The 21,674-nt window shown below is 70.2% G+C and carries 22 protein-coding genes and 1 pseudogene; 11 read left to right on the top strand and 12 right to left on the bottom strand.

The window, feature by feature from the left end; translation table 11 throughout:
• Positions 1–25: 25 nt before the first annotated feature.
• Positions 26–2,308 (bottom strand): ATP-binding SpoIIE family protein phosphatase, encoded by a 2,283-nt coding sequence (locus tag JFN87_RS19955; RefSeq protein WP_209341840.1) that lies wholly within the window; start codon positions 2,306–2,308, stop codon positions 26–28.
• Between the two features lie 139 nt (positions 2,309–2,447).
• Between JFN87_RS19955 and aspS the strand changes: the two genes are divergently transcribed.
• Both aspS and JFN87_RS19965 read left to right on the top strand, forming a co-directional pair.
• Positions 2,448–4,220 (top strand): aspartate--tRNA ligase, encoded by a 1,773-nt coding sequence (aspS, locus tag JFN87_RS19960; protein ID WP_209341842.1) that lies wholly within the window; start codon positions 2,448–2,450, stop codon positions 4,218–4,220.
• A gap of 83 nt (positions 4,221–4,303) precedes the next feature.
• Positions 4,304–4,680 (top strand): annotated as a pseudogene (locus JFN87_RS19965) (ASCH domain-containing protein).
• A 51-nt stretch (positions 4,681–4,731) separates the two neighbouring features.
• On the opposite strand, the gene JFN87_RS19970 reads toward JFN87_RS19965, so the two are convergent.
• Together JFN87_RS19970 and JFN87_RS19975 are read right to left on the bottom strand one after the other, a co-directional pair.
• Positions 4,732–5,685, bottom strand: a complete 954-nt coding sequence (locus JFN87_RS19970; RefSeq protein ID WP_209341844.1) for a pirin family protein — start codon at positions 5,683–5,685, stop codon at positions 4,732–4,734.
• 156 nt (positions 5,686–5,841) lie between these two features.
• Positions 5,842–6,327: an SseB family protein gene (locus JFN87_RS19975; protein WP_209341846.1), complete on the bottom strand. Its 486-nt coding sequence runs from the start codon at positions 6,325–6,327 to the stop codon at positions 5,842–5,844.
• Between the two features lie 228 nt (positions 6,328–6,555).
• Here JFN87_RS19975 and JFN87_RS19980 point away from each other — a divergent pair, with 228 nt between their 5' ends.
• Entirely contained in the window at positions 6,556–8,382 is a 1,827-nt protein-coding gene (locus JFN87_RS19980) for an acyl-CoA dehydrogenase (protein ID WP_209341847.1), read from the top strand.
• Positions 8,383–8,456: 74 nt separating this feature from the next.
• Here JFN87_RS19980 and JFN87_RS19985 read toward each other — a convergent pair whose 3' ends face one another.
• A complete protein-coding gene (locus tag JFN87_RS19985; protein ID WP_209341848.1) occupies positions 8,457–9,080 on the bottom strand; it encodes a hypothetical protein in 624 nt (207 codons plus the stop codon).
• A gap of 140 nt (positions 9,081–9,220) precedes the next feature.
• Between JFN87_RS19985 and JFN87_RS19990 the strand changes: the two genes are divergently transcribed.
• The 3 genes from JFN87_RS19990 (at position 9,221) to JFN87_RS20000 (ending at position 11,229) form a co-directional block, all read left to right on the top strand.
• Complete coding sequence (locus tag JFN87_RS19990) at positions 9,221–9,823, top strand: TetR/AcrR family transcriptional regulator (RefSeq protein WP_209341849.1); 603 nt, start codon at positions 9,221–9,223, stop codon at positions 9,821–9,823.
• 117 nt (positions 9,824–9,940) lie between these two features.
• Entirely contained in the window at positions 9,941–10,645 is a 705-nt protein-coding gene (locus tag JFN87_RS19995; RefSeq protein ID WP_209341850.1) for a scabin-related ADP-ribosyltransferase, read from the top strand.
• A 122-nt stretch (positions 10,646–10,767) separates the two neighbouring features.
• Positions 10,768–11,229 carry a nuclear transport factor 2 family protein gene (locus JFN87_RS20000; protein WP_209341851.1) on the top strand — a complete coding sequence of 154 codons (462 nt, stop codon included), beginning with the start codon at positions 10,768–10,770 and terminating at the stop codon, positions 11,227–11,229.
• A gap of 87 nt (positions 11,230–11,316) precedes the next feature.
• Here JFN87_RS20000 and JFN87_RS20005 read toward each other — a convergent pair whose 3' ends face one another.
• The 3 genes from JFN87_RS20005 to JFN87_RS20015 are packed head-to-tail and all read right to left on the bottom strand — an operon-like array spanning position 11,317 to position 12,946.
• A complete protein-coding gene (locus JFN87_RS20005; protein WP_209341852.1) occupies positions 11,317–12,168 on the bottom strand; it encodes a helix-turn-helix domain-containing protein in 852 nt (283 codons plus the stop codon).
• Between the two features lie 21 nt (positions 12,169–12,189).
• On the bottom strand, positions 12,190–12,714 hold the full coding sequence (locus JFN87_RS20010; protein ID WP_209341853.1) for a DUF6879 family protein: 525 nt from the start codon (positions 12,712–12,714) through the stop codon (positions 12,190–12,192).
• Positions 12,686–12,946, bottom strand: a complete 261-nt coding sequence (locus JFN87_RS20015) for a hypothetical protein (RefSeq protein WP_209341855.1) — start codon at positions 12,944–12,946, stop codon at positions 12,686–12,688. The genes JFN87_RS20010 and JFN87_RS20015 overlap by 29 nt, the downstream gene beginning before the upstream one ends.
• Before the next feature lie 164 nt (positions 12,947–13,110).
• On the opposite strand from JFN87_RS20015, the gene JFN87_RS20020 reads away from it, so the two are divergent.
• From JFN87_RS20020 to JFN87_RS20030, 3 genes are all read left to right on the top strand, one after another.
• A complete protein-coding gene (locus JFN87_RS20020; protein ID WP_209341857.1) occupies positions 13,111–13,362 on the top strand; it encodes a hypothetical protein in 252 nt (83 codons plus the stop codon).
• Between the two features lie 83 nt (positions 13,363–13,445).
• Positions 13,446–13,586 carry a hypothetical protein gene (locus tag JFN87_RS20025; protein ID WP_209341882.1) on the top strand — a complete coding sequence of 47 codons (141 nt, stop codon included), beginning with the start codon at positions 13,446–13,448 and terminating at the stop codon, positions 13,584–13,586.
• Between the two features lie 3 nt (positions 13,587–13,589).
• The gene (locus JFN87_RS20030) at positions 13,590–14,696 is read left to right on the top strand and encodes a methyltransferase domain-containing protein (protein ID WP_209341859.1); all 1,107 of its coding nucleotides are present in this window, start codon (positions 13,590–13,592) and stop codon (positions 14,694–14,696) included.
• 125 nt (positions 14,697–14,821) lie between these two features.
• Here the strand turns inward: JFN87_RS20030 and JFN87_RS20035 are convergent, their stop codons facing one another.
• From JFN87_RS20035 to JFN87_RS20050, 4 genes are all read right to left on the bottom strand, one after another.
• Entirely contained in the window at positions 14,822–15,709 is an 888-nt protein-coding gene (locus tag JFN87_RS20035) for an amino acid ABC transporter permease (RefSeq protein WP_209341861.1), read from the bottom strand.
• Complete coding sequence (locus tag JFN87_RS20040) at positions 15,706–16,374, bottom strand: amino acid ABC transporter permease (RefSeq protein WP_209341862.1); 669 nt, start codon at positions 16,372–16,374, stop codon at positions 15,706–15,708. The genes JFN87_RS20035 and JFN87_RS20040 overlap by 4 nt, the downstream gene beginning before the upstream one ends.
• Before the next feature lie 131 nt (positions 16,375–16,505).
• Positions 16,506–17,351, bottom strand: coding sequence for a glutamate ABC transporter substrate-binding protein (locus JFN87_RS20045; protein ID WP_209341863.1), 846 nt, complete (start codon positions 17,349–17,351; stop codon positions 16,506–16,508).
• Positions 17,352–17,454: 103 nt separating this feature from the next.
• Positions 17,455–18,231, bottom strand: a complete 777-nt coding sequence (locus JFN87_RS20050) for an amino acid ABC transporter ATP-binding protein (protein WP_245180565.1) — start codon at positions 18,229–18,231, stop codon at positions 17,455–17,457.
• A gap of 295 nt (positions 18,232–18,526) precedes the next feature.
• Here JFN87_RS20050 and JFN87_RS20055 point away from each other — a divergent pair, with 295 nt between their 5' ends.
• Positions 18,527–19,234 (top strand): response regulator transcription factor, encoded by a 708-nt coding sequence (locus JFN87_RS20055; RefSeq protein ID WP_209341864.1) that lies wholly within the window; start codon positions 18,527–18,529, stop codon positions 19,232–19,234.
• On the top strand, positions 19,231–20,646 hold the full coding sequence (locus JFN87_RS20060; RefSeq protein ID WP_209341866.1) for a HAMP domain-containing sensor histidine kinase: 1,416 nt from the start codon (positions 19,231–19,233) through the stop codon (positions 20,644–20,646). The genes JFN87_RS20055 and JFN87_RS20060 overlap by 4 nt, the downstream gene beginning before the upstream one ends.
• On the opposite strand, the gene JFN87_RS20065 is transcribed toward JFN87_RS20060, so the two are convergent.
• Positions 20,643–21,638 carry a TAXI family TRAP transporter solute-binding subunit gene (locus JFN87_RS20065; protein ID WP_209341868.1) on the bottom strand — a complete coding sequence of 332 codons (996 nt, stop codon included), beginning with the start codon at positions 21,636–21,638 and terminating at the stop codon, positions 20,643–20,645. The two genes, JFN87_RS20060 and JFN87_RS20065, sit on opposite strands and share 4 nt — an antisense overlap.
• Between the last annotated feature and the right edge of the window lie 36 nt (positions 21,639–21,674).

Here is a 21,674-nt window from a genome sequence, read left to right on the forward strand (position 1 = left end):
GCGCCGGTGCGCGCCGGCCCCGGCGTCAGAGCACGCGGGCCGGTTGCGCCGGGGCGGAGCCGTCCGCGTGCTCCTTGAGCTCGAACCAGATCATCTTGCCGTCGCCCCGCGGGTCCACGCCCCACTCGTCCGCGAGCACCTCCATCAGCAGCAGGCCGCGCCCGCTCGACGCCAGCTCGCCGGGCCGGCGGCGGTGCGGCAGCTCGTCGCTGGTGTCCGCGACCTCCACCCGCAGCTTCCTGCCGCACGCCTCCCCCGCCGTCTCCGCCGAGACGAGCGCGTCGCCGTCCGTGTGCACCAGGACGTTCGTGACCATCTCCGACACCATCAGCACCGCGGAGTCGACCTGGTCGCCGTCGGGCCAGTCGTGCATCAGGTCCCTCAGCTGGTGCCTGGCCTCCGCGATGCGCTCAGGCGCGGCCTGCGCGATCGTCAGCGCCGCCCGGCGCGGCGCGAGGAAGCCGCGCGAGGCGGGCGACGGGTCGCGGGAGAGCAGCACCAGCGCGATGTCGTCCTCGCGGCGCTCGGCGAGCGGGCCCGTCGTCCAGTGCGAGATGGGGCCGTGCACGGACTGGATCAGCGCGTCCCCCAGCTTCTCCAGGGACTCCTTGCCCGCCGCGCTGTCCGTGTGGCTCTCGATGATCGGCCGCAGCCGGTCCCAGCCGGTGAACATGTCGTGCCCGCCGGTCTCGATCAGACCGTCGGTGCACAGCATGATCAGCTCGCCGTGGCCCAGCACGAGACGCGTGATCGGGTAGTTGGAGTCCGCCTCGACGCCCAGCGGAAGCCCGCCCTCCGTGCCCCGGATGATCGCCGTGCCGTCGGCCATCCTGATCACCGGGTCGGGGTGGCCCGCGCGCGCTATGTCGAGCGTGCCGGTGACCGGGTCGACCTCCAGGTAGAGGCACGTCGCGTAGCGCGGCCCGGCCTCTTCCTCCTCCTCGTACGGCAGCCCGTCGCTGCCCACGATCGGGTGCTGCTGCAGCCCGGCGAGGAACCGCGAGGCACGGGAGAGCACGGCGTCCGGTCTGTGGCCCTCGGAGGCGTACGCGCGCAGCGCGATCCGCAGCTGCCCCATCAGGCTCGCGGCCCGCACGTCATGGCCCTGCACGTCCCCGATGACCAGCGCGAAGCGCCCCTCGGACGCCGCTCCGGGCAGCGGGATCATGTCGTACCAGTCGCCGCCGACCTCAAGGCCGCCGCCGGTCGGCACATAGCGCGCCGCCACCGACATGCCGGGCAGGTCGGGCGCCAGCCTGGGCATCATCGCCCGCTGGAGCCCCCGGGAGATCGCGCGCTCCGTCTCCACGACCTCCGTGCGCGCGAGTGCCTGCGCGAGCATCCGCGCGACGGTCGTCAGCACGGACCGCTCGTCCGGCGAGAACGCCACCTGGTGCTTGAACGTCGCCATCCAGGTGCCGAGCGTGCGCCCCGCGACGACGAGCGGCAGGTACGCCCACGAGCAGCGCTCCATCGGCCGCACGAACGGCCACACCGCGGGATAGCGGCGCTCGTACTCCTGCGGGGACGAGAGGTAGACGGCGCGGCCGGTGCGCATCACCTCCGCCGCGGCGTAGTCCGCGGTGATGTTGAGATGGTCCTCGTAGGCGCTGTCGGCCGTCCGCATCTTGCCGTAGAGCCCGATGAGCTTGATCCGCTCCCCTGCCGTGGTGAACACGGCCAGGCCGTCGGGCGAGAAGCCGGGCATGGACAGCGACGCCGTGACGCGCAGCACCTCCTGCGTGGAGCGCGCCTCCGCGAGCGCCCTGCCCGCGTCCAGCAGGAACGCCTCGCGCGAGCGGCGCCAGTCGCCGGTGACGGGCGTGCCGTCCACCAGCGTGCCCGGCGTGGGCTCCGCGACCTCCTGCATCGTGCCGACCAGCTCGCGGACCGCGCCGAGGCGGTCAAGCAGCCCACCGGACCCGCCCGGGCCTCCCGCGCCGCCGCCCGGACCCGCGCTACCCGGCCCGCCCGGACCCGCGCCGCCGTCTCCCGGGGCGGCTCCGTCGAGCAGTACCGGCTTCGTCCGCGAACGCACCGTCCGCAGCACGGCCCCCGTGGCGTCCACGATCCGCAGCCGCACCTCCGCGAGCGTGCCCTCGGACACCGCGAGGCCGATGACACCCGTCAGCTCGTGCCAGTCGACGGGATGCACCCTCGCCCTGACGTCGGGCAGGCTCACCTCGACGGGCCTGGCGGGGAGCCCCAGCATCCGGGCCGCCTCGCCGTCGAGCGAGATCGCGCGCGATGCCGTGTCCCAGCGCCACAGGCCTGTCGCGATCGCCGACAGAACGTCCTCGGTGCGCATTTTTCCACTGTATGGACATATCGCCAGTCTTTGCCACCGAGGGCCCCGCGCCCGCGGGGAAACGGCGTCGAGCCCGGAGCGCGGCGGACGATAGAGTTACGGTTCGCACTCCCACCACGCCAGGACTGGATGAACGACGATGCACCGTTACAGGTCCCACACCTGCGGCGAGCTCCGCGCCTCTGACGTCGGCACCGACGTCCGCCTGAGCGGCTGGCTGCACAATCGCCGAGACCTGGGCGGCATCCTCTTCATCGATCTGCGCGACCACTACGGTCTCGTGCAGCTGGTGGCCAGGCCAGGCACGGCCGCCGTCGAGGCGCTGTCGCACCTCACCAAGGAGACCGTCGTACGCATCGACGGCACGGTCTCGGCGCGCGGCGCGGACAACGTCAACCCCGAGCTGCCGACCGGCGAGATCGAGATCGAGGTCTCCCAGGTCGAGGTGCTCGGCGCGGCCGGCCCCCTGCCCTTCACGATCAACGCCGACGACGGCGTCGGCGAGGAGCGCCGCCTCGAGTACCGCTTCCTCGACCTGCGGCGCGAGCGCATGCACCGCAACATCATGCTGCGCACGGCGGTCATCGGCGCGATCCGGCACAAGATGACGGCCCTCGGCTTCAACGAGATGGCCACGCCGATCCTCACGGCGACCTCCCCCGAGGGCGCACGCGACTTCGTCGTGCCCTCCCGGCTCAACCCCGGCAGGTTCTACGCGCTGCCGCAGGCGCCGCAGCAGTTCAAGCAGCTGCTGATGATCTCCGGCTTCGACCGGTACTTCCAGATCGCGCCCTGCTTCCGCGACGAGGACGCGCGCGCCGACCGCTCGCCCGGCGAGTTCTACCAGCTCGACGTCGAGATGAGCTTCGTCGAGCAGGAGGACGTGTTCGGCCCGGTCGAGAAGCTGATGACCGAGCTGTTCACCGAGTTCGGCGGCGGCCGCGAGGTCACCTCGCCGTTCCCGCGCATCCCCTTCCGCGAGTCGATGCTCAAGTACGGCAACGACAAGCCCGACCTGCGCGCCCAGCTCGAACTCCACGACATCTCGGACGTCTTCGCGGACTCCGGGTTCAAGGCGTTCGCCGGCAAGCACGTACGCGCGCTGCCGGTGCCCGGCACGGCGGGGCAGCCGCGCAAGTTCTTCGACCAGCTCGGCGAGTACGCCGTCTCGCAGGGCGCCCAGGGCCTCGCGTGGGTGCGCGTCGGCGACGACGGCGCGCTCAGCGGCCCCATCGCGAAGTTCCTCACCGAGGAGAACGTCAAGGTCCTCACCGAGCGCCTCGGCCTCGCGCCCGGGCACGCGGTGTTCTTCGGCGCGGGCGGCTACGACGAGGTCTCGAAGATCATGGGCGCGGTCCGCGTCGAGGCCGCGAAGCGCTCGGGCCACTTCGAGGAGGGCGTCTTCCGCTTCTGCTGGGTCGTCGACTTCCCGATGTACGAGAAGGACGAGGAGACCGGCCGCGTCGACTTCTCGCACAACCCGTTCTCCATGCCGCAGGGCGGCCTCGAAGCGCTGGAGTCCAAGGACCCGCTGGACGTCCTGGCCTGGCAGTACGACATCGTCTGCAACGGCGTCGAGCTGTCGTCCGGCGCGATCAGGAACCACGAACCCGAGATCATGATCAAGGCGTTCGAGATCGCCGGGTACGAGCGCGACGACGTCGAGCGCGACTTCGCCGGCATGCTGCGCGCGCTCCGCTTCGGCGCCCCGCCGCACGGTGGCATCGCCCCGGGCATCGACCGCATCGTGATGCTGCTCGCCGACGAGCCCAACATCCGCGAGACGATCGCGTTCCCGCTCAGCCAGAACGCGCAGGACCTGCTGATGGGCGCACCGAGCGAGCTGACGGAGTCGCGCCTGCGCGAACTCCACATCTCGCTGCGCAAGCCGCAGGCGAAGCAGGCGAAGTAAGCGCCGACAGCGCCCGAAGGGGCCGGCCTGGACACCCGTCCAGACCGGCCCCTTCGCGTCAACGCCGCCGATAGGCTCGCCGCATGAGGACGCACGACGACGACCCCGGCCTCGCGGCCACCCTGCCCGTCACCGAGTTCGCGTTCCCAGGACCGCTGCGCGACCGGCTGGTGGCCGCGGTACTCGACGGCTCCAAGACGTCCACGACCGGGCTCGTCGCCGACTACGAGCAGTGCGGCGAGGACCTGCCGCGCGTCGGAACGCGGACGTCGACCTCGCGCACGCCGTCGACGAGGGCGAGGGATACACGACCGTGGCCGGCTGGCGCGCCGGCCACGAGACGTTCTGGCACGGGCCCGAGGTCCGCGCCGAACTGGGCCAGGACTTCACCGTGGACGACGCGACGCCGGTCGTCCTCGAACGCTTCCGCCTGGTGGCGGACCTGCGCGAGGCGCGCTGACGGCCCGGGCCGCGCGGACCGGGGCCGCGCACGCCCCGCCCGTCGGCCCTCTCAGGTGTGCGGGACAGGCGCCGTACCCAGGCGGCCCGCCTGGAAGTCGTCGAACGCCTGGCGCAGCTCGGCCTGGGTGTTCATCACGAACGGCCCGTAGTGCGCCATCGGCTCCCGGATCGGGCGGCCGCCGAGCAGCACGACCTCCAGGTCCGGGGTGTTCGAGTCCTGCTGGTCGTCCGCCCGCACGGTCAGCGAACCGCCGGCGCCGAAGACCGCCGCCTGGCCCGTGTGCACGGGGCGCCGGTCCGTGCCGACGGAGCCGCGCCCGGCCAGCACGTACGCGAGGCCGTTGAAGTCCTCGCGCCACGGCAGCGTGATCTCGGCGCCCGGGCGCAGCGACGCGTGGATCATGGTGATCGGCGTGTGCGTGACGCCGGGGCCCTCGTGCCCGTCGAGCTCACCGGCGATGACGCGCAGCAGCGCGCCGCCGTCGGGGGAGGTGAGCAGCTGGACGGAGCCGCTGCGGATGTCCTGGTAGCGCGGCGCCATCATCTTGTCGCTCGCCGGGAGGTTCACCCACAGCTGCAGGCCGTGGAAGAGGCCGCCCGACACGACGAGCGCCTCCGGCGGCGCCTCGATGTGCAGCAGGCCGCTGCCCGCCGTCATCCACTGGGTGTCGCCGTTGGTGATGGTGCCGCCACCGCCGTTGGAGTCCTGGTGGTCGAAGATGCCGTCGATGATGTAGGTGACGGTCTCGAAGCCGCGGTGCGGGTGCCACGGGGTCCCCTTGGGCTCCCCGGGCGCGTACTCCACCTCGCCCATCTGGTCCATCATGATGAACGGGTCGAGGTACTGGTAGTTGATGCCGGCGAAGGCACGGCGCACCGGGAAGCCCTCGCCCTCGAACCCGCTCGGCGCCGTGGTGACGGCGAGGACGGGGCGGGCGACGGCGTCGGTGGGCGCGGCCACGCGCGGCAGGGTCAGCGGGTTCTCCACGGTCACAGCAGGCATGGTGTGCCCTCCTCGATGTCTGCTCCCAATTTAGTTGAAGGGTGAACATCCAGCAAGCGCGACTCCATTCCCGCCCGGGAAACCCCCGCACGGCGAAGGGGCCCGTGCCCTCGCGGACACGGGCCCCTCCGGGGTCGCACGGAACGGGTCAGGCGGTCACCCGTACATCCGGCGCATCGCGTAGTCGACCATCTGCTCGACCGCCTTGGCGTCGAAGACCATCCGGTGCTCGCCGTCCATGTCGAGGACGAAGCCGTACCCGGTGGGCAGCAGGTCGATCACCTCGGAGCCGGTGATCACGAAGTACTTCGAGTCCTTGCCCGCGTACCTGCGCAGCTCCTTCAGCGTGGTGAACATGGGGATCACCGGCTGCTGCGTGTTGTGCAGCGCCAGGAACCCGGGGCCGTCGCCGCGCGGGCAGTACACCTTCGACGTCGAGAAGATCTGCTGGAAGTCCTCGGCGGACAGCGCGCCCGTGGTGAACGCCTTGACGGCGTCCGTGAGCGACGGAGGGGACGGCTCCGGGTACAGCGGCTGCTCGCCGTAGCCACCGCCCATCGGCTGCTGGTGCTGCTGGTGCTGCTGCTGATGCGGCGAGGCGTACTGCTGCTGGGCGCCAGGCGTCTGCTCGTAGCCGTACATGGCCGCAAGAATACTGGGGAACGGGCCCCGGAACGGGGGCGGGAGAAGCGTCACACCCGACGGGCCGGGGTTGCTCTTATTACCGACGGGTAGCATCATCGGAGATGCCGCGTGCCGCAGGATGCCGCACGCTGCGCGCAGGACCGGATACGTCCGCAGAACCGGATACACGTCTGAGGAAGCCCCGAAACCGCCGGGCCTCCTCGCGAGCCTTACGGAGCCGTGGCCATGGGGCACTACAAGTCGAACCTCCGCGACATCGAGTTCAACCTCTTCGAGGTGCTCGGCCGCGAGAAGCTGTACGGCAGCGGTCCTTTCGCCGAGATGGACGTCGAGACCGCCAAGAGCATCCTCGGCGAGGTCGCCCGGCTCTCGGAGCAGGAGCTCGCCGCGTCCTTCGCCGACGGCGACCGCACGCCGCCGGTCTTCGACCCCGAGACGGGCACCGCGCCGCTCCCCGACGCCTTCAAGAAGTCGTACGCGGCCTTCATGGACTCCGAGTACTGGCGCCTCGGCCTGCCCGAGGAGATCGGCGGCACCACCGCGCCGCGCTCGCTGATCTGGTCGTACGCGGAGCTCGTGCTCGGCGCCAACCCGGCCGTGTGGATGTACTCGTCGGGCCCGGCCTTCGCGGGCGTCCTCTTCGAGGAGGGCACCGAGGAGCAGCAGCGGATCGCGGCGCTCGCCGTCGAGAAGCAGTGGGGCTCGACGATGGTGCTGACCGAGCCCGACGCGGGCTCCGACGTGGGCGCGGGCCGCACGAAGGCGGTCAGGCAGGACGACGGCACGTGGCACATCGAGGGCGTGAAGCGGTTCATCACGTCCGGCGAGCACGACCTCTCCGACAACATCCTCCACTACGTGCTCGCGCGCCCCGAGGGTGCCGGGCCCGGCACCAAGGGCCTGTCCCTCTTCCTCGTGCCGAAGTACCACTTCGACACCGAGACGGGCGAGCTCGGCGAGCGCAACGGCGTCCGCGCGACGAACGTCGAGCACAAGATGGGCCTCAAGGTCTCCAACACGTGCGAGATGACGTTCGGCGGCGACGTGCCGGCGAAGGGCTGGCTGGTCGGCGAGAAGCACGAGGGCATCCGGCAGATGTTCCGCGTGATCGAGTTCGCCCGCATGATGGTCGGCACGAAGGCCATCGCCACGCTCTCCACCGGCTACCTCAATGCGCTCGAGTACGCCAAGGAGCGCGTCCAGGGCCCCGACCTCGCGCAGTTCACGGACAAGTCCGCGCCCAAGGTCACCATCACCCACCACCCCGACGTGCGCCGCTCCCTGATGACGCAGAAGGCGTACGCGGAAGGCATGCGCGCGCTCGTCCTCTATACGGCGTCCGTGCAGGACGAGATCGCCGCGAAGGAGGCCGCCGAGGAGGACACGACCTCGCTGCACGGCCTCAACGACCTGCTGCTCCCCGTGGTCAAGGGGTACGGCTCCGAGCGGTCGTACGAGCAGCTCGCGCAGTCGCTCCAGACGTTCGGGGGCTCCGGCTACCTGCAGGAGTACCCGGTCGAGCAGTACATCAGGGACGCGAAGATCGACACCCTCTACGAGGGCACCACGGCCATCCAGGGCCAGGACTTCTTCTTCCGCAAGATCGTCCGCGACCAGGGCGTCGCGCTGAACACGCTGGCCGAGGAGATCAAGCAGTTCCTCGCGGTCTCCACCGGCGGCTCGGACCTCGCGGGCGCCCGGGAGTCGCTGGCGAAGGCGGCGGCCGACCTGGAGGCCATCGTGGGCAAGATGCTCACGGACCTCACCGCCACCGGCGAGGACGTCAAGAACATCTACAAGGTCGGCCTCAACACCACGCGCCTGCTGCTGGCTTCGGGTGACGTGATCGTCGGCTACCTGCTGCTGCGTGGCGCGGCCGTGGCGGCGGAGAAGCTGGAGACGGCGGCGGCGAAGGACGTGCCCTTCTACCAGGGCAAGATCGCGGCGGCGAAGTTCTTCGCGGCGAACGTCCTGCCGGACGTCACGACGCAGCGGCAGCTGGCGGACGGCGTGGACGTCTCGCTGATGGAGCTGGACGAGTCCGCGTTCTGAACCATCACGCCCTGGACGCGTACCTCACGCCCCCTGCCCGGCAACCGAGCCGCGGCGGGGGGCGTTCGCGCGTCTCAGGACCCGAGTCCGAGTACGCGCGGCACGAGGAAGTAGATCTCGACGGCCTCGTAGGCGGCGCCGACGGCGAACAGGGCGAGTGCCGGAAGCCAGAGCCGGCCGAGCCGTCCAAGACCGCGCGCGTACCCCTGACGGTGCGTGGTGACGCCGATGGCCGCCGGCCGGAGCCAGGCCCTGCCGAGCTGGTACACGCCGAACATCACGAGCGCGTAGGCCTGGAACTCGATGAGCAGCGTGAGTGAGTGCGGTATGAGGGTCAGCGCCGATGCCCTGTCGACGGGAGCGAGCGTGAGGCCCAGGTCGAACGCCTTGAGCGCGAAGACGGCGAGGCCCGCGAACGGGATCACCAGCGACGGGAGGACGATCAGGAGCAGCGCGGTCGGGAACACGTTGACGAGGAAGATGACCGCGCCGAACACCCATCCGTTGCCGATCACCTTGTCCACGAGCGCTCCCTGCGAGCCGTCCGCGAGCGACGCGGTACGCGCGGCGTGCAGGCCGGGGAAGAGCACGCCGAGCGCCATGCCGAGCAGGAGCGCTCCGTAGACGAGAACGTTGATGAGCAGGTACGCCCGGCGGTCGGTGCGCAGGTACTGGAACGGCCCTTGACGGCGCGCCATCGGATCTCACATCCCCTTCGTTTGCCGAGGTCAGAGAGGTGCATGGGCTTGCTCGCGCTCTCTAACACGCTGTACTACTACGAGTCGCCGGAGACCGTATCACGGTGTGCTAGTACACTGTGTCAACAGGAGGTGGCCGCATGGTGCGGGAGGCAGGGCCCGGCAGTCGGGACAAGATCGTCCACGCGGCGATGACGATGGTCGGGGAGGACCCGGGGGCACGGCTCAGCGTCCGTGCGGTGGCGGCGCGTGCGGGGGTGAGCACCGGCTCGCTCAGGTACCACTTCCCGACGCAGCGGGCCCTGCAGGAAGCGGTCCTCGCCGCGCTCTACGACGCGATCACCCCCGGCGACCTGATCCACGACCGGTCGGTGACGGCCGAGGAGCGGCTGGTCGGCTGCCTGCGGCAGGTGCTTTCCGTCGCCGGGGTGGGCGAACAGGCGCGAGCGGGCTGGAGCGAGATCTTCAAGGCGTACATCGAGCACGAGCCGACCGAGGACAACCGTGCCGCCTATCTCGCCATCGAACGGGAGGCCCACCGCCGTGTCGAGTACTGGCTGGCCGTCCTCGGCGACGAGGGAGCCGTCCCCGAGGGGGACAACGCCCGGCGTGCGAGGTTCCTGGAAACGGTCCTCGCCGGACTGTCGATCGCGAGGGCGCTGCCCTCGGAGGAGTCGATCCTGGCCACGGAGACGGAGGTTCTGCGAGCGGCCGTCGACCACGTGCTCGGCCGGCGGACCTGACGACGCGTAAGGGCGACTTCGCCCGGAAGGGTGAGGACGAATCGTTTCGCCCGTATTCGTGATCAATGCCCGTTGTAAAAAGGGCCCGTCCTGTTGACCACCTGATGGGCTCTCGCCATGCTGAAGGCAGTTCTGCGCCTCACCGCCGCCACTTCCCTCGCCGTCGCTTCGCTGGCCATCACCGCCCCGGCGGACGCGAGCGCGCCCGCGCCCGGGGCCACCCGGGCAGCGGCCCCGGCTCCCGACACCAGCCCCTGCGGGCCGGTCGGGCCGTTCCGCGATTCGGACTGGTGGCGGACCACCACGTCCCCGTCCATCGCCCCGGCCGTCAGGCAGGCGGCGCAGGACGAGAACTGGCAGTGGCGCGACGACGCCAACACGCTGTGGCGGGGCGACACCCGGGAGAACGTGCAGCAGATCTTCGACGAAGGCTTCACGCCGCGAGGCGACGCGGTCACGCCGCTCGCCGAGTACATCGTCAAGGGCGGCGGCCAGAACACCGCACACGTCAGCACCAGTTGCGAGAAGTGGGTGGCGGAGAAGTTCGCCACGTACGGCGCGGCGAAGACGGGATGGGTCTACGAGATCGAGGCCCCCGGCGGCATCGACGTGAACGCGACCGCCCACGTCGACGGCTACAAGTCCCCGTACCTCTGGAACAAGGAGATCGACTTCCCCGGCGGGATCCAGGGCAGCGAGATCAAGCAGGCCTGCAAGTACCACCTGGTGAAGACGGACCCGGACACCAAGATCAACACCTACGAGAACCTCGGCTGCAAGACCAACCACGACTTCGAGCCGGTATTCGTGCTCGGCCGCTGATCCCCGGGCCCGTCGTCACCGCGCGTAGTGTGCGGTGACGACGGGCTCCAACTCGGCGTTCGCAGGGCGAGTTGGCGGCCTCGCCGCTCCTGCTGACCGCTGAGCGAACGGAGATCATCCGCATGTCGCACACAACCCCGGCCCCTTCGGGCCCCCGCGAGATCCTGGCCCGCTACCGGCAGGCGATGCTCGCGAAGTCCGCGGACGACCTCGCGGACCTGTACGAGGCCGATGCCGTCCACGAATTCCCCTTTCTCTTCCCCGGCATGCCCGCGCGGTACCAGGGCCGTGAAGAGGTCCGCGCGGGCTACCGGGCCATCTGGGGCGCGAGCCCGGCGCGGCCGCAGGAGATCCGCGAAGTCGCCGTCCACCCGAGCACCGACCCCGAGGTGATCACCGTGGAGCAGGTCGTCACCGGGACGGTGGGCACCACCGGCCGGCCGTTCAGTCTTCCCGGCCTCCTCGTGATGCGGGTCCGTGACGGCCGGATCGTGCACGTCCGCGACTACATGGACGGGCTGCGCATGGCTCAGGCCATGGGCCGGCTGCCCGAGGTCGCCGCGGGCCTCGGCGACCCCTCCTGAGCCCCCCTGCCTGCCGGCGACGAACCGCCGAGCGCTCTGGCTCGATCTGACGCGACGCCGGGGGCACCTTCTGCCTGTTCAGTAGGCTCAGAGCGCGTCGATCGCCTTCACGATGAGTGCTCGTGCGTCCTGTCCGTACACCGCCATGCTGCGCAGTTCCTCGAACGCCCGCAGATACAAACGCACTTCCGACGGCTGTGTGATCGTCACCTCCGCCGACAGCAACTCTACGGACACCAAGCGGTCGTCGTACACGTGAAACGTCTCCTGCGGCCACATGCGCCGGCGACGGGTACCGTCCGGGATGATGCCCATTGACACGGTAGGCAGCGCACCCGCCGCCAGCAGGTAGCCGAGTTGGGCGGCCATCGCCTCGGTTTCTCCGAGTTGGTATCGCAGCGCGCCCTCCTCCAGCAGGAACACGAAGCGGCGCCCGGACTCGTGAATAATGTGGGAGCGTTCGACCCGCGCCCTGGCCGCCTCCGGACCGTCGTTCACCTCGATCTCCCGGAAGTCGGCGATGGCTGACAGCAGCGCGGCCGCGTATCCCTCGGTCTGGAGAAGCCCCGGCACCATGGTCGACGAGTAGACGCGGAAAAGTGCCGTCTCCCGGAAGAACGCGACCGCGCTCTCCTGCAGTCGGCGCATTCCCTCTCGGGTCTGCTCGCGCCACTCCCGGTACATCTCTTCCGCGTGAAGGGACTTGGCGATCAAACGCTCTGCCTGGTCCTCGTACCCGCAGGCCGTGCACCACTTGCGGATGTCCGTGGCCGTCGGCGCGGTTCGCGCGTTTTCGATCCGGCTCGTCTTGGCGTGATGCCAGCCGCATTGGGCGGCCAGCCCAGCGATCGTCAGCCCCGTCGTCCGCCTCATGTCCCGGAGCCGATGTGCGACGGCCTCGCGGGCAGCTTGGGCAGAAGGGGACGGTGATGCGGGCATGAGCTGGCCTGTCCGGTCGAACTACTTGATCTTGTAGTTGTCGTGCGGCACTGCGCGCTCCCAGACCGCGTCGAAGGCTGCGGCGCAGAGTTTGGCTGCCGTCGGATCGTCGGTGATTTCCTCCCCTGCCCACTCCCCGTCGCCGTTGAAGTGGTTCCAGTGGACCCACTCGTCGTCGAACAACCAGAAGTCGTTGCCCGGGAGCGCGAGGTCCGAGGCGTTGCGGCGTGGCAGCCAGCGCACCTGCTCGCCTGCGGCCACGTTCGTGAAGGTACCCGAGTGCAGGAACCGGGTGTACTCGCTGACCGGCTCGGACACGATCCGGGCCCTGCGGACTGTCGATCCGCGACTGACGGTCTCCGAGATCACGTCGAGCCAAGGACGCCACCAGGACGACCGGTCGCCCGGATCGAGGCGGCGTCCGGCACGCCAGTCGGCGAAGGGCCCCTCCTCGTAGTCGACGGCATAGCTGTCCCGCATTTCGAGGTGGGCGGCCGTCCGGCAGCGCACCATGAGCTCATCGAACGTCGGCCGCGTCGAGGGCATCGCATGCCTCCCTGACCATGTTCAGCATGCGGGCGGGGATCGTGACGACGGCCTCGCCCTCGGGGATGCCCTTCGCGTGCCCGGGAACCTCGAAGGCCGCGCACTGGGCTTCGAGGTCCGCGTCGGGCTTCCAGCCCTGGAACACGATCTGCTGCTTCTCCCTGTCGACCCAGACGGTCGGTGATGCCTTGTCCCCGGTCTCGGGGTCGATGCCGATGAACTGTAGTGACATGGCTGATCTCTCCCTCGATACTGTGCACTTGTGTGCGTAACGATGAGACCGTAGCTGCGGGCCGTCAAGGCCCTTCAGGCCAATGAACACCATCAGGTGAGACGGCACGCACAATTCTGCACATCGCTGGAACGCGTCGCCAAAGCGCCCCTACGTTCCTGGACATGGACTCCCCCGGATCAACCGACGGGCCCGTCGAACCGGAGCCCGGCTCGCACCTGGTGACCACGACGGCCAAGCCCTCGCTCGACATCACCCACCTCACGGCAGGTCAGCGGCGCGGCACCCACTGCGCGTACTGCGACCGGCCCGTGCGCTCGGACCACGTCACGGACCTCGGCCAGTGCCGTGACCCCATCTACCGCACACACGTCTTCCCGCGCGCCCATCCCGAATGCGCCAGAACCGTCTCGTGACGACCCCCACGTAGATCAGCTGCGCTGCCTCTGCTGCAGCAGGACCAACCCAGCACTGTGACCACAAGACAAGGAGAACCACCATGGAACGCACAGCGGTAGCGGACGCGGGCAAGCACGGCGGCGAGCCGTCCGACAAGCCGTGGAGTCCGCCGCCCGCGCCGCCCTCCCCGGACGGATCCGGACCGTCCGGCGGTGGTGACGGCGAGGCGACCGAGGGCTGACGCATGCCGACCGTCCCTGACGCCACAGGGGGCCACACCGCGCTCGTCCGGTCGCTGGACGAGCGCGGTCTCCTGACCCCGCGCTGGCGCGCGGTGTGGCAGGAACTGCCCCGCCACCTCTTCGTCCCCGACCGTGTCTGGCGCCAGGGCCCCGAGCGCTGCGAGCCCGTCGGCCCGGCCGAGTGGTGGCCGCTCGTCGCCTCCGACGAGCCTGTCGTCATCCAGGTGGATGACGGTGCCGAGGGCGGCCCCGCCGTCGCCACGTCCTCCAACAGCAAGCCCAGCATGGTGGCGCGCATGCTCGGCCTGCTGGAGCTCGAACCCGCGCACCGCGTTCTCGAGATCGGCACCGCGTCCGGGCACGTCGCCGCGCTGCTGGCCCGCTACCTCGGTGACGACAGCCGCGTCCACTCGATCGAGCTCGACCCGGCCATGGCCCGCCTCGCCGCCCAGCACCTCGCCCGGGCCGGGCATGCGCCACGGCTGCGTCAGGGTGACGGCGGTCGCGGGTGGCCCGACGCCGCGCCGTTCGACCGGGTCGTCTCCACCTGCGCCGTCCGGCGCGTGCCGTACGCGTGGATCGAGCAACTGCGGCCCTGCGGGCGCCTCGTCCTCCCGCTGCACCGCGAGTTCTGGAGCGGCGCCGTCGTGCGGCTGGTGCGCCGCCCGGACGGCATGGCCGAGGGGCGGTTCCACGGTGGCGCCTCGTACGTGCTCCTGCGCGCCCAGCGCGACGGCGGCGGCGACCGCGCCGACGTCGACAGTTCCACGGCCCGCGCCTCCACGACGGACCTGGACCCCGCCGACCTGCTGTCACTCGGAGCCGCCCTGTACCTGGGCGCCCGTCTCCCGGGCGTATCCCTCCAGCACGCCGTGACCGGCGAGGGCGTCCGGGTATGGGCGCGGGCGGCGGACGGCTCGGCCGCAACCGCCGCGGCCGGCGAGGCGCTCCAGTACGGGCCACGGAACCTGTGGGCGGAGATCGAGGCCGAGCACCGCGCGTACATCCGCGAAGGCGCGCCCGGCGCCGAGGGGTTCGGCCTCACCGTGACAGCCGACGCGCACGACGTCTGGCTTCACGACCCGGGCAACGTCATCCGCGGGAACTGACAGTCGGGGCGCGGGGCTGAGCCGCCTCGTGCGCGCCCCCGCACCCGGTGGAGGCCGTGACGTTCATGCCACGGCCTCCGTTGACGGTCGTACGACGTGACCGGGTGTCAGGTGCGTCAGGAGCGTCAGACCTTGCCGGCGGCTCCGGCGTCGGCGGTCTCCACGTCGTCCGCACGCAGCACGGCACCGGTCGACTTCTTCCCCCGCCGCAGCCGGCGCTCCAGCCAACTCGCGAAGGTGGCGAGGGAGAAGTTGAGCGCGATGTAGATCGCGGCCACCACGGTGTAGCCGGCGATCACGTTGGCGCCGTAGTAGCCGCTCATCGTGTTGGCCGAGGCAAGCAGTTCGGGGAAGGTGAGGACGGCGCCACCGAGCGCGGTGTCCTTGAGGATCACGACCAGCTGGCTGACGATGCCCGGCAGCATCGCCGTGACCGCCTGCGGCAGCAGGATCAGCCGCATGACCTGACCCTTGCGCAGCCCGATCGCCATCGCGCCCTCGGCCTGGCCCTTGGGGAGGGCCAGGATGCCGGACCGGACGATCTCGGCGAGGACGGAGGCGTTGTACAGCACCAGGCCGGTGACGACGGCGTAGAGCGGGCGGTCGTCCGAACTGACGCCCGTGTACTCCGCGAACAGCGCGAGACCGAAGATCATCAGGACCAGGACGGGTATGGACCGGAAGAACTCGACCACGATCGCGGCCGGCACCCGGACCCACCTGTGGTCGGAGAGCCGGGCGATGCCCAGCACGGCGCCGAGCGGCAGGGCGATGACCACCGCGAGAACCGCGGCCTCCAGGGTGTTCTGCAGGCCCGGCCAGATGTACGTCGACCACGCCTCGGTGCCGGTGAAGAACGGCTTCCACAGGACCCACCGCAGCTGGCCCTTGTCGGTGAGGGTGCCGAACACCCACCACAGCAGGGCGGCGAAGACGGCCAGGAAGACGACCGTGAAGACGATGTTGCGACGCTTGGCACGGGGGCCCTGCGCGTCGTGGAGGACCGAGCTCATCGCTTGACCGCCACCTTCTTGCCCACCCAGCCGAGTATCAGGCCGGTCGGCAGTGTCAACACCACGAACACGAGAGCGATGACCGCGGCGATCAGCAGCAGCTGAGCCTCGTTCTCGATCATCTCCTTCATCAGCAGCGCCGTTTCCGCCACACCGATGGCGGCGGCGACCGTGGTGTTCTTGATCAGCGCGATCAGCACGTTCGCCAGCGGAATGACGGACGAGCGGAACGCCTGCGGCAGCACCACCAGCCGGAGCACCTGACCGAAGCCCAGGCCGAGGGCCCGGGCCGCCTCCGCCTGGCCGACCGGCACCGTGTTGATGCCGGAGCGCAGCGCCTCGCACACGAACGACGACGTGTAGAGGATCAGGCCCAGGACGGCGAGCCGGAAGTTGATCGTCTTGAAGTCACCTCCCGCGCCGAGCGTGACTCCCAGCGTCTGGTTCAGCCCCAGGGACGCGAACAGAATGATCACGGTCAGCGGGATGTTCCGGACGATGTTCACGTACGCGGTTCCGAAAGCGCGCATCAACGGAACCGGGCCGACCCGCATGGCGGCCAGCATGGTGCCCCAGATCAGGGAGCCGACGGCCGAGAGCACAGCGAGCTGCACTGTCGTCCAGACGGCACCCGCCAGGTCGTAATCCTGAAGAAAGTCGAACACGATCTCCCGCGCTTCCGGGTGTAGGAATGCCCGCCCCGGCGCGCCGCCCCTGCCGTGGGGCGGCGCACCCTGTCAGGCCCGGCCTCAGCCAGGCCCGGCCTCAGCCAGGCCCGGCCCGGCCAGGCCCGGCCTCAGCTCTTGATGTCGCCGATCTTCGGCGCCGGCTCGTTCTTGTAGCCGGCCGGGCCGAAGTTGTCCTTGACGGCCTTGTCCCAGGACTTGTCCGTGACCATTTCCTCGAGGGCCTTGTTGATCTTGGTCTTGAGGTCGCTGCCCTTCTTGACGCCGATGCCGTAGTTCTCGTTCGTCAGCTTGAAGCCGCCGAGCTTGAACTTGCCCTTGAACTGCGCCTGGGAGGCGTAACCGGCGAGGATCGAGTCGTCCGTGGTGAGCGCGTCGATGGCGCCGTTCTGCAGACCCGGCAGGCAGGCCGAGTACGTCGGGTACGGCTGCAGCTGCGCCTTGGGAGCCAGCTTCTTCTTGACGTTCTGGGCGGAGGTCGAGCCGGTGACCGAGCAGAGCTTCGCGGCGTTCAGGTCCCCGGGCGACTTGACCTTGTCGTCGTCGGCGCGGAGCAGCACGTCCTGGTGGGCCAGCAGGTAGGGGCCGGCGAAGTCGACCTTCTGCTGGCGCTCGGGAGTGATCGAGTACGTGGCGGCGATGAAGTCGACGTCGCCGCGCTGCAGCATGGTCTCGCGGTCGGCGCTCTTCGACTCCTTCCACTCGATCTGGTCCTCGGTGTAGCCGAGCTTCTTGGCGACGTACGTGGCGACGTCCACGTCGAAGCCGGCGTAGCCGTCCGGGGTCTTCTGGCCGAGTCCGGGCTGGTCGAACTTGATGCCGATGGCGATCTTCTTGTCGCCGCCGCTGCCGCCGGACGAACCGCTGTCCTTCTTGTCACCGCCGCCGCACGCGGTGGCGGTCACGGCGAGGGCGAGCACGGCGGCCGAGGCGGCGGAGACCTTGCGAAGCTTCATGGTGAACATCCTTTGGCTGTGATCGAGCTGCGATCGGACGCGGCCGCGTACGGTTCCGGCCGCCACGACGGGCGACGCGGGACGTCTCGGCCGCCTCGGGAAATCAGTGGTGCAGGATCTTCGACAGGAAGTCCTTGGCACGGTCGCTGCGCGGATTGCTGAAGAACTGGTCCGGCGTGGCTTCCTCGACGATGCGGCCGTCCGCCATGAACACCACGCGGTTGGCCGCCGAGCGGGCGAAGCCCATCTCGTGCGTGACCACGATCATGGTCATCCCGTCCTCGGCGAGCTGCTTCATGACCTCGAGCACCTCGTTGATCATCTCGGGGTCGAGGGCCGACGTCGGCTCGTCGAAGAGCATGACCTTCGGGCCCATCGCCAGCGCCCGCGCGATGGCGACACGCTGCTGCTGACCGCCGGAGAGCTGCGCCGGGTACTTGTCCGCCTGGGCGCCGACGCCGACCCGGTCGAGCAGGGCGCGGGCCGTCTCCTCGGCCTTCCTGGCGTCGGCCTTGCGGACCTTGACCTGGCCAAGGGTCACGTTCTCGAGCACCGTCTTGTGCGCGAAGAGGTTGAAGGACTGGAAGACCATGCCGACATCGGCCCGCAGCCTGGCCAGCTCCTTGCCCTCAGCGGGCAGCGGCTTGCCGTCGATCGTGATCGAACCGGAGTCGACGGTCTCCAGGCGGTTGATGGTGCGGCACAGAGTGGACTTGCCGGACCCCGAGGGCCCGATGACCACGACGACCTCGCCGCGGTGGATCGTCAGGTCGATGTCCTGGAGCACGTGCAACGCGCCGAAGTGCTTGTTGACACTGTTCAGGACGACCAGTTCGCCGGTCGCAGCCTTGTCTTCCGTGGCCACCGATACTGCGGTCATCGCTCTCGGGCTCCGTCCTCCTGGGTTTCGCAGGACAGTAGTGACCCGTGCCACTCCGCGTCTCTACATCTGAGCGAGATCTGAGCATCACGGTCCGGTAGCCGTCGGGCACGAGTCGTAGCGCTTGTGAGCTGGGCACATATCGGCCGGATAACTTCGAGCGGCCGCGAGGGGAAGCCTCTTGACGCCGTCCCCTCGCATCGGCGTCACTGCACAGGACGCGCGCGCGTGCCCCTGATTCCTATTGATTCCCACCCGCGCCGAGCGTACGGCCGATGAACCGGAGGGAGCCCGGATGAGACTGCTGCTCGTCGAGGACGACAACCACGTGGCCGCCGCCGTGTCCGCGGTCCTGGCGCGGCACGGCTTCGACGTCACCCATGCGCGCAGCGGCGAGGAAGCGCTCCAGGCGCTCGTCCCCGAGGCCGACGGCTTCGGCGTCGTCCTGCTCGACCTGGGCCTGCCCGACCAGGACGGCTACGAGGTCTGCGGCAAGATACGCAAGCGCACCAGCACCCCGGTCATCATGGTCACCGCGCGCTCCGACGTCCGCTCCCGCATCCACGGCCTCAACCTGGGCGCCGACGACTACGTGGTCAAGCCGTACGACGCCGGGGAACTGCTCGCCCGGATCCACGCGGTCAGCCGGCGCACCGTCCACGAGGACGCCACCGGGAGCACCGGGGGCACCGAGACCGTCGTGCGCCTCGGAGCCGTCCGCATCGAGCTGCCGACACGTCAGGTGAGCGTGAACGGTTCGGTCGTCCAACTCACCCGCAAGGAGTTCGATCTGCTCGCCCTGCTCGCCCAGCGCCCCGGTGTGGTCTTCCGCCGCGAGCAGATCATCAGCGAGGTCTGGCGCACCAGTTGGGAGGGGACAGGGCGCACCCTGGAGGTCCACGTCGCCTCCCTGCGCTCCAAGCTCCGCATGCCCGCGCTGGTCGAGACCGTCCGCGGCGTCGGCTACCGCCTCGCCGCCCCCACCGCCCAAGGGGCAGGGTGAGCACACGTCTGCTCCCGCTGCTCATCGTCCTGATGGCGGCCGTACTGCTCGCGCTCGGCGTGCCGCTCGCCGTCAGCGTCGCCCGCGCGCAGCAGCAGAAGGTCGTCGTCGACCGCATAGACGACACGGCACGTTTCGCCGCGCTCGCCCAGTTCGTCACCGAGGACGGTCCCGGCGGCCCACGCCGGACGAGTACGGACGAGCGCCTTGAGACCCTTCAGACCGAGCTGACCAGCTACTACGAGGTCTACGGCATCAAGGTGGGCGTCTTCTACCGCAACCAGATCCCGATGGCCAACGCGCCCACGACGTGGTTCCTGCCCCGGACCGGTGAGGTCCGCGGCTCCTTCGACGAGGCGCTGCTCAGCCGCCGCAGCCACGATCCCGCGCAGGTGTGGCCCTGGCAGGACGGCCGAGTGGTGGTGGCCTCGCCGGTCATCCGGGACGGCGACGTGGTCGCGGCCGTGGTCACCGAGTCGCCGACCGACTCGATGCGCTTGAGCACCCTGCGCGGCTGGCTGGTCATCGGCGCCGGGGAGTTCGCCGCGATGCTGCTCGCCGTCGGCGCCGCACTGCGGCTGACCGGCTGGGTGCTCAGACCGGTGCGGGTGCTCGACGCCACCACCCACGACATCGCCACCGGACGGCTCAAGTCCCGGGTCGCACCGGCCGGCGGGCCGCCGGAGCTCAGACGTCTGGCGGGGTCCTTCAACGAGATGGCGGACCACGTGGAGGACGTGCTTGAGCAGCAGCGCGCCTTCGTCGCCGACGCCTCGCACCAGCTGCGCAACCCGCTCGCCGCGCTCCTGCTCCGCATCGAGCTGCTGGCCCTCGAACTGCCCGAGGGGAACGAGGAGATCGCGTCCGTCCGGACCGAGGGCAAGCGTCTGGCCCGGGTCCTTGACGACCTGCTCGACCTGGCACTGGCCGAGCACAGCCAGGCCGACCTCGAGGTCACCGACGTCGGCGCGCTGACCGCGGAGCGCGTGGCGGCCTGGGCACCGACGGCCGAGGCCAAGGGCGTACGGCTGGTCGGCGACTGCCCGCCGACCACGGGCTGGGCCGACCCGGTGACCCTGTCCAGCGCCCTGGACGCGGTCATCGACAACGCGGTGAAGTTCACGCCCCCCGACGAGACCGTGCGGATCGAGGTCGCCCCCGCCGGGGACGCCGTCACCGTCGTCGTCACCGACAACGGTCCCGGGCTGACCGACGAGGAGCTCGCGCGCGTGGGGGACCGTCTCTGGCGCAGTGGGCGCCACCAGAACATCAACGGCTCCGGTCTGGGCCTGTCCATCTGCCGTGCACTGCTCGCGGCGGGCGACGGCTCGATCTCCTTCGGCCACCACGAGCCGCACGGCCTGGAGGTCACGGTCAGGGTGCCCAGGACGGGCACCCCGGACAGGACCTAGGGCTTGACCGACCGGTAGTAGCGCCGAGCGCCCTCGTGCAGCTCCAGCGGGTCGGTGTATATCGCGGTGCGCAGGTCCACCAGCTGCGCGGAGTGCACGTGCGCGCCGATGCCGTCGCGGCTGTCGAGTACGGTCCTGGTCAGCCACTCGGTGAGCCGCGGATCGACGTCCGCGCGGGTCACCAGCAGGTTGGACACCGCCATGGTGGGCACCACGGCGCCGTTCTGCACGGTGGGGTAGGCCGACTCCGGCATGTTGGTGGTGCGGTAGTAGCGGGTCGCACCGCCCGACTCGTGCAGCTTGGTGACCAGGTCGTCGCCGATCGGCACGAACCGGAACGCGGACTTCTCCGCTATTTTCCTGAGGCCGTCCGTGGGCACACCGCCGGACCAGAAGAACGCGTCGAGCCCGGCGCCGAGGCGCCCGGGGCCGGTGTCGATCCCGTCCGCCCGTGGCGTGATGTCCGTCTCGGGGTCGATGCCCACGGCCTTCAGCAGCCGGGTGGCGATCAGCCGCACCCCCGAGTCGGCCGGCCCGATGGCCACCCGCTTGCCGCGCAGGTCGGCCACCGACCGGATGTCCGAGTCGTTCGGCACGACCAGCTGCACGTAGTCGTCGTAGAGCCGGGTGACCCCGCGCAGCCTTCCTGCGCCCGGGGCGCCGGCCAGCTTGTACGTCTCGACGGCGTCGGCCGCCGCGATCGTGAAGTCGGCCTTGCCGGTCGCCACCCGCTCGACGTTCTCCTGCGAGCCCGCGCTGGTCATCAGCCGTACGTCCAGATTCGGCATGTCCTCGCGCAGTGCGGCGCGCAGCAGCTCGCCGTACTTCTGGTAGACGCCCGCGCGGGTGCCCGTGCTGAACGTGATCGTCCCGCTCGGTGGTTCCTCGCCCAGCGGAAGCAGCCACCACAGCAGCAGGCCGAGCACGACGGCACCGGCGACCGCGCCCCGCACGGCCCGGCGCCTGCCGATACGGGAGAGCAGCGTGGACATGGGGGCGATCCTGCCAGCCCGCACCCGCACTGACCA

This window comes from Streptomyces montanisoli (assembly GCF_017813245.1).
In the GTDB taxonomy this organism is placed as follows: domain Bacteria; phylum Actinomycetota; class Actinomycetes; order Streptomycetales; family Streptomycetaceae; genus Streptomyces; species Streptomyces montanisoli.